Raw genomic sequence first — 7,369 nt, 5'->3', positions numbered from 1 at the left:
CGGCGCGGCGCCGGGCGGAGCCGCGGGCGGTGCCCCAGACGGCGAGACCGGTGGCGACGGCGGCGCCGGTCCAGAGGGCGGGCGCGAGGACGGAGTCGTCGCCGCCGAGGACGGGGGTGCGGGACCAGGGCGGCAGGTCGGCCTCGCTGTCGGCGGCGGCCTGCGGGGCGCCGTCGGCCGGGGTGGCGGGCGCGCCCGGGGCGCCGTCCTTGGTGGAGCCCTTCGGCGCGGCGAGGTCCTCGACGAGTTGCCCGACCGGCTGGACCTTGCCCGCCGCGGCGAAGCCCCAGTCCAGCAGGACGGCGGCCTCGTCGTAGACCTTGCTCTGCGCCTCGGGGTGCATCACGGTCACCAGCAGGGTGCGGCCGCCGCGTTCGGCGGCTCCGGTGAAGGTGGCGCCCGCGTTGGTGGTGTAGCCGTTCTTGACGCCGATCAGGCCGGGGTACTTGCCGAGCAGCCGGTCGGTGTTGGCGATGTCGAAGGCGGTGCGCTGGCCGGTGGTCTTGTCGAGTCCGCCGGGGAAGCGGGCGGTGCGGGTGGCGCAGTAGGACCGGAAGTCGGCGTTGCGCAGCCCGGCGCGGGCGAACAGGGTGAGGTCGTACGCGGAGGAGACCTGGCCGTCCATGTCGTAGCCGTCGGGGGAGACCACCTTGGTGTCCCGGGCCTGGAGGGACTGGGCGCGGGCCTGCATCTCCCGGACGGTCTGCTGGACGCCGCCGTTCATGTGGGCCAGGACGTGCACGGCGTCGTTGCCGGAGCTGAGGAAGACGCCCCGCCAGAGGTCCTCGACCCGGTACGGCAGGTTCTCCTTGACGCCGACCAGGCTGCTGCCGACGCCGAGGTCGGCGAGTTCGGCGGGGGTGACCTGGTGCTCCGTGGAGCGGTCGAGCTTGGGCAGCACGGTGTCCGCGAACAGCATCTTGAGGGTGCTGGCCGGGGGCATCGGCAGGTGGGCGTCGCGCGCGGCGAGCACCTCGCCGGTGCCGGCGTCGGCGATCAGCCAGGAGCGGCCGGTCAGTTCGGCCGGCAGGGCGGGGGCCCCGGCCAGCGGCGCGACCTGGACGGCCGGGCGGCCGAGCCGCTCGCCGCCGACGACGGAGGCGGCGTCCTGGGCGAGGGCCGCCGGGGCGCCGGCGGCGAGCACCAGGGCGGAGACGGCGGAGACGGCCGCGACCCTGGCGACGGACGGTGGTTTCGGCTGCGGTCCCCGCTGCGGTTCCCGCTGCTCACGCTCTGGCTGCACACGCTCTGACTGCACACGCTTTGGCTGCACACGGCGAACGTACCGGCGCCGCCGTCGGACCGCCGTGTCGGCTGCTCCGTCCGGAGGGAGGGCGGGACGCGACTTTGGTCAACGCCGGTCGCGCCGAAAGTCGGTTGGGCGCGGGCCGGCGGATTCCTAGGCTCGGGAGCATGAAGACCCTGCTCGGTTACCTCGGTTTCGTCCTGATCCTGGGCGGTGGCACCGGCCTGCTGGCCGACCACCTCGGGGGCTTCCGGCTGTTCGGCTTCGTCCGCTTCCTGGTGCCGGACGGACACGAGACCGCCGGGTACGCCGTGCTGCTGGTGCTCGGCGCCCTGCTGGCGATCCCCGCCGCCCGGCGGGGGTAGCGGGCCTCCCCTCCCGGCCCCTCGGCTCAGGCGCCGACGCCCGCGGCCACCCCGTCGAGCAGGACGGCCAGGCCGGTGCGGAAGGCGTCCGCGCCGGTGTCCTCCGGGCTGCCGCCGGCGCTCTGGAGGGCGGTCAGCAGCGGGAAGCGCTGCGGGAAGTCCGGCGCCAGTTCGGCGAGCCGGGCGGAGCGGGTGCTCCACCACTCCTCGTCCGTGACGCCGGTGGCGGCCGCCGCGCCGCGGGCGTCGGCGGTGGCGGCGGCCGTGCCGCGGACGAACTGCCAGAGCGCGGCGACCGCCCCGCGCAGTCGCCCGGCGGGCAGGCCGGCGGGTCGCAGCGCGGCCAACAGGTTTTCCATGGCGGCGAGTTCGGCCGGGCCGAGGACGGGGCGGGCCTGCGAGACCTGGAGCACCCAGGGGTGGCGCAGGTAGCAGGCGTACAACTCCTCGGCCCAGGCGGTGACGTCGGCCCGCCAGTCGTCGAACTCCGGTGTTCCGGTGGGGAGCTCGGCGAGCACCCGGTCGTGCATCAGGTCGAGCAGTTCGGCCTTGCCGGGCACGTAGGTGTAGAGCGCCATCGCGGTGCGGCCGAGCCGTTCGCCCACGGCGCGCATCGACAGGGCGGCCATTCCCTCGGCGTCGGCCACCGCGATTCCGGCGGACACGATCGCGTCCACACTCAGCCCCGGTTTCGGGCCGCTGCGCCCGGTGCGCGGTTCCCCGGGGTGCCCCCACAGCAGGGCGAGTGAGCGGTGGGCGTCTCCCTGCCCGGCGTAGACGGTCATCCCGACATCTCCTTATGGCGTAAAGTATCCTGGCGCCAGCAACTCTTTATGCCGTAAGTTATCAGGATTCCGCACAGCGGTCCGCACAGCGAGGGGTTACCGATGACTCTGCCCGTCACCTTCATCGAGGTCGTAGCGGTCGACCGGATCACGCCGCGCACCGCCCGGGTCGTCTTCGAGGCGGAGGCCCTGGACGACACCGTGGGCGGCACGCCCGACCAGCAGCTCAAGCTCTGCTTCCCGCGCCCGGGGCAGCGCGAGCCGGAGCTGCCGGCGGGGCAGGACGACCCGATGGGCTGGTACCAGGCCTATCTGGCGATCCCCGAGGCCGACCGCCCGGTCATGCGCAGCTTCACCCTGCGCCGCAGGCACCCCGGCACCCGGCGGATCGAGGTCGACTTCGTCCTGCACGGCGACTCCGGCGTGGCCGCGGCCTGGGCGCTGCGGGCCGCGCCGGGGGACCGGCTCGGCATGGTCGGGCCCTCCGCGCTGTACGCCCCGCCGGTCCCGTTCGCCCAGGTCGCGGCGGCGGCCGACTGGGTGCTGCTGGCCGGCGACGAGACCGCCCTGCCGGCCGTGGCGACGCTGCTGGAGGCCCTGCCGGAGGGGGTGCGGGCGTACGCCTGGATCGAGGTCGCGGACCGGGCGGAGCGTCAGCGGCTGGCGACCCGGGCCGAACTGGAGGTGCGCTGGCTGCACCGCGACGGCGCGGCCCCGGGCGCCCTGCTGACCGCGGCGTTCCGGGGCGGCGCGCTGCCGGGCGGGCGGCCCTTCGCCTGGCTGGCCGGGGAGGCGGGCGCGGTGCGGGCGCTGCGCCGCTGCCTGGTGGAGGAGCACGGGGTGCCGAAGTCGGACATCGACTTCACCGGCTACTGGCGCCACCGGCTGACCCAGGACGACGCGCCGACGGCCGAGGACCTCGCGGACGCCCGGGAGCGCCTGGGGTGAACTCCTCGGCCGCCCCGTTCGTTCTGCTTGCCGAGCGTTCTGCGTGCCGAGCGTTCTGGGTGCCGAGCGTTGTTTCGAGGGCCGTCGACGGGGAAGAAGAGTCGCGGTGTCGACAAAGAGGCAGCGGGTGGGCCGGAGTGGCGATGTTCCGCCAGTGTCCAGAGTTCGCCACTGACGTTTTTGCCGCCGCGGAAGCCTGTTTTGACCGTCCCTGACCGGCTCTGATCGGTGAAAAAGGGGCAGCAGCGGCCGGATTTATACTGTGTATTTTACTTTCTGATGGTCATTTTTACTTTCTGATGGGGTTTTAACCCCTTGTCGTGGTCGTGCCGGATGCGCTGGAATGCGACCGCTGTCGGGACGCGCGGTCCGGAGCACCGCGCGTCCGACCAGGATTCGTAGGCTGGATCGTGCAACCTGACGTCTCATCAGACGAAAGGATGTCCATTGATCGGCTGGCGCAAGACCCAGCTAGCAGCCGCCGTCACCGTCACCGCCGCGTCCATGGTCCTGAGCCTCGGGACCATCGCGAGCGCGGCCCCGACCCAGGATCCGCAGAACGCCCAGGCGGCGTCCTCGGACGGGTCGCCGGCACCGGTGATCGTGATCCTGAAGGACCAGATAGCGGACGCCCCGGCCGACCACGGTCACCTCGGCGCACGTGAGCAGAAGACCGCCAGCGCGCAGAAGCCGCTGCTGGACAAGGTCAAGGCCAACGGCGGCACCAACGTCAAGAGCTTCGTGGTCGGCAACGCCTTCTCCGCCACGGTCAGCCCGGCCGAGCGCGCGGCGCTCCAGTCCGACCCGGCGGTCGCCGCCGTGGTCGCCGACACCCAGGTCCAGGTGGCCCCCGTCGCCTCGACCACCGCCAAGAAGGCGGACACCGCGGCCACGGCCTCCGGCAAGTCCGGCGACGCGTCGAAGGCCGTTTCGGGCAGCAACGGCCAGGGTTCCCAGGAGAACGCGACCAACACGGTCTGCCCCTCCGACCCGACCAAGCCGCTGCTGGAGCCCGAGGGCCTCTACTCGGTCCGTGCCTACAGCGGCAACGGCAACCCCGGCGTGGAGAACCTGGCCACCGGCAAGGGCGTCAAGGTCGCCTACATCGCCGACGCGCTCGACCCGAACAACCCGGACTTCATCCGGGCCGACGGCTCGCACGCCGTGGTCGACCACCAGGACTTCTCGGGTGAGGGCTGGGACGCGCCGAGCGGTGGCGCCGAGGCCTTCGGCGACGCCTCGGCGGTCATCGCCCAGGGCCGTCAGACCTACGACGTCTCGCAGTTCGTCAACGCCTCGCACCCGCTGCCGGCCGGCTGCAACATCAACATCCGCGGCCTCGCCCCGGACGCCGACCTGGTCGCCCTCAAGGCCGGCGGCGAGATGATGTCCAACTCGTCGATCCTGCAGTCCATCGACTACGCGGTGCGGGTCGCCCACGTGGACGTGCTGAACGAGTCCTTCGGCGGCAACGTCACCCCGGACAGCGGCGCCCACGACACCATCGCGCTCTTCAACGAGCAGGCCGTCAAGGCCGGTGTCACCGTCGCGGTCTCCACCGGTGACGCCGGTATCAGCGGCACCATCGGCACCCCGGCCACCGACCCGTACGTGATCTCGGTCGGCGCGTCGACGGACAACCAGAACTACCAGCAGACCGGCTACGCGGCTTCCAAGTTCTCCAACAAGACCTGGAACAACAGCCGGATCTCCGCGCTCTCCTCGGGCGGCTTCACCATGGCCGGCCGCACCCTCGACCTGGTCGCCCCGGGCGAGTCGGACTGGGCGCTGTGCACCGCCGACACCACCAAGTACGCGGACTGCACCAACTTCAACGGCAAGGGCTCGAACATCCAGCCCTTCGGCGGCACCAGCCAGGCCGCCCCGTTCGTCACCGGTGCCGCGGCCCTGGTCATCCAGGCCTACCGCGACACCCACGGCGGCGACTCGCCGTCCCCGGCGCTGGTGAAGAAGTTCATCACCGGCACCGCCACCGACCTCGGCGTCCCCGCCGAGGAGCAGGGCGCCGGTCTGCTCAACGTCCGGGCCGCCGTCGAGGCCGCCCGCGGCTACGACGACGGCGACGGCACCGACGGTGCCCGCACCGTCGTGGTCAACACCGGCCAGGTGAGCATCCAGGGCGCCCCCGGTTCGACCCACACCGCCGACGTCTCCGTCACCAACACCAGTGACGAGCCGCAGTCGGTGAGCGCCACCACCCGCAGCTTCGCGCCGCAGGCCACCAACCAGCAGGTCGTCAAGCTGGACTCGGCCTCGACCGACACCTTCAAGTACGCCACCAACGGTGCCGACTGGGTGCAGAAGCAGGTCAAGTTCACCGTTCCGGCCGGTGCCGACCGCCTCGCGGCGTCGATCGCCTGGCACGGCGGCCCGAACCCGGTCACCAACGGCCCCGTGGTCCGCATGACGCTGCTCGACCCGTCGGGCCGCTTCGAGACCAACACCCGTCCGCAGGGCGGCGCCACCCCGGCCAACTTCGGCCTGGTCGACGTCCCGCACCCGGTGGCCGGCGAGTGGACCGCCATCATGTACACCCCGGCGGGCAAGGCCGGCTACACCGGCGACGTCCAGTTCGGCACCTCCACCCAGCGCGCGGTCCCGGCCGGCGCGGTGAGCCCGAACACCACCGAGCTGCAGCCCGGTCAGACCAAGACCCTCAAGGTCCAGCTGACCACCCCGGCGACCAGCGGTGACAGCAGCGAGGCGGTCCTCGTCTCCAGCTCGAACGGCAACACCACCAGCGTCCCGGTCGTGCTGCGCAGCCTCGTCCCGGTCAAGGACGGCAAGGGCAGCTTCACCGGCACCATCACCGGTGGCAACGGCCGCGGCTCCTCGCCGACGCAGATGTTCGCCTACGGCTTCGACGTCCCGAAGGGCCAGAAGGACCTGCGGGTCGGCGTCACCGTCGGCAAGGACGCGAACCTGTTCATGCAGGGCGCCCTGATCAGCCCGAACGGCACCCCGGTCGACATCGAGGGCAACACGCTGTTCGACGCCCAGGGCAACCTGACCGGCGCCGCCAACGGCGTCTCGGCCACCACGATCAACCCGGCCGAGGGCCACTGGCGCTTCGTCCTGAACGTGCTCGGGCCGGTCAGCGGCCAGGAGCTCGCCCAGGACTTCGCCGGCAGCATCGCGTTCAACCAGAACCAGGCCACCGCGGCCGGTCTGCCGAACGACCCGAAGACGAAGCTGGCGGCCGGCAAGCCGGTCACCGTCAACGTCAACTACACCAACAACACGGTCGCCACCCAGTCGATCGCGGCCGACGGCCGCCTCGACAAGCGCGTCGACCTGCCGCTCGTCCCGCAGGGTGCCTCGGCCAGCGTCAACCTGCCGCTGAGCCTGACCTCCTCGGTGCCGAGCTTCCTGGTGCCGCCGAGCACCGACCAGCTCAAGGCCGTGGCGGCGTCCTCGACGCCGGCGCAGATCGAGCTGAGCGCCACCACCGCCTCGCCGGACCTCTTCGGTGACCTCAAGAAGGCCCAGGACGGCTCCGCCATCTCGGTCGCCACCTCCAAGGGCAGCGCCGAGCAGCCGATCGTCCCCGGTGCCTGGAGCACCTTCGTCCAGCAGATCGGCCCGTTCGGCACCGCCGGCGCGCCGAAGGGCACCTCCACCATCACCGCCACCGCGCACACCCTGGCGTTCGACCCGGCGCTGACCTCCAGCACCGGTGACCCGTACGCCGCCGCGGTGAACGCCACGGCCACGGCCGCCGCCCCGGTGACCGTCGCCCCCGGCGCCACCGGCTCGCTGCAGGTGACCGTCACCCCGACCGGCCCCAAGGGCAGCACGGTCAAGGGTCTGCTCTACCTGGTGTCCGGCCCGACCTTCGTGCCGACCGCCAACAACAGCCTCGGCACCACCGGTGCGGTGCTCGCGGCGATCCCCTACAGCTACACGGTGAACTGACGCTCAACCAGTTCAGCGCATTAGCCTGAGGCCGAGGCCGTCCCGGAGTTCCGGGGCGGCCTCGGCTGCTTGTCCCGGTGCCGGAACAA

General features: G+C 72.3%; 5 protein-coding genes. 3 read left to right on the top strand and 2 right to left on the bottom strand.

What is annotated here, in order from left to right:
- A partial coding sequence (locus ACFXOZ_RS36010) for a D-alanyl-D-alanine carboxypeptidase family protein (RefSeq protein WP_380594147.1) occupies window positions 1-1,243 on the bottom strand: 1,243 nt, incomplete at its 3' end.
- A 170-nt stretch (window positions 1,244-1,413) separates the two neighbouring features.
- On the opposite strand from ACFXOZ_RS36010, the gene ACFXOZ_RS36005 reads away from it, so the two are divergent.
- The gene (locus ACFXOZ_RS36005) at window positions 1,414-1,611 is read left to right on the top strand and encodes a hypothetical protein (RefSeq protein ID WP_360230485.1); all 198 of its coding nucleotides are present in this window, start codon (window positions 1,414-1,416) and stop codon (window positions 1,609-1,611) included.
- Between the two features lie 26 nt (window positions 1,612-1,637).
- Here ACFXOZ_RS36005 and ACFXOZ_RS36000 read toward each other — a convergent pair whose 3' ends face one another.
- Window positions 1,638-2,396 (bottom strand): TetR/AcrR family transcriptional regulator, encoded by a 759-nt coding sequence (locus ACFXOZ_RS36000; RefSeq protein ID WP_380594145.1) that lies wholly within the window; start codon window positions 2,394-2,396, stop codon window positions 1,638-1,640.
- 102 nt (window positions 2,397-2,498) lie between these two features.
- On the opposite strand from ACFXOZ_RS36000, the gene ACFXOZ_RS35995 reads away from it, so the two are divergent.
- Together ACFXOZ_RS35995 and ACFXOZ_RS35990 are read left to right on the top strand one after the other, a co-directional pair.
- Window positions 2,499-3,344: a siderophore-interacting protein gene (locus ACFXOZ_RS35995; RefSeq protein ID WP_380594143.1), complete on the top strand. Its 846-nt coding sequence runs from the start codon at window positions 2,499-2,501 to the stop codon at window positions 3,342-3,344.
- Window positions 3,345-3,791: 447 nt separating this feature from the next.
- The gene (locus ACFXOZ_RS35990; RefSeq protein ID WP_375896014.1) at window positions 3,792-7,280 is read left to right on the top strand and encodes a S8 family serine peptidase; all 3,489 of its coding nucleotides are present in this window, start codon (window positions 3,792-3,794) and stop codon (window positions 7,278-7,280) included.
- Window positions 7,281-7,369: the final 89 nt, after the last annotated feature.

This window comes from Kitasatospora sp. NPDC059160, from assembly GCF_042755465.1.
Classification (GTDB): domain Bacteria; phylum Actinomycetota; class Actinomycetes; order Streptomycetales; family Streptomycetaceae; genus Kitasatospora.
Note: the sequence above shows the minus strand (reverse complement) of the source record. Positions and strands in the feature narration are given on the sequence as shown.

What these genes read in the sequence shown, in the direction of transcription:
- ACFXOZ_RS36005 (WP_360230485.1), top strand. Translation starts at nt 1,414, where the DNA reads ATGAAGACCCTGCTCGGTTACCTCGGTTTCGTCCTGATCCTGGGCGGT.
- ACFXOZ_RS36000 (WP_380594145.1), bottom strand. Translation starts at nt 2,396, where the DNA reads ATGACCGTCTACGCCGGGCAGGGAGACGCCCACCGCTCACTCGCCCTG.
- ACFXOZ_RS35995 (WP_380594143.1), top strand. Translation starts at nt 2,499, where the DNA reads ATGACTCTGCCCGTCACCTTCATCGAGGTCGTAGCGGTCGACCGGATC.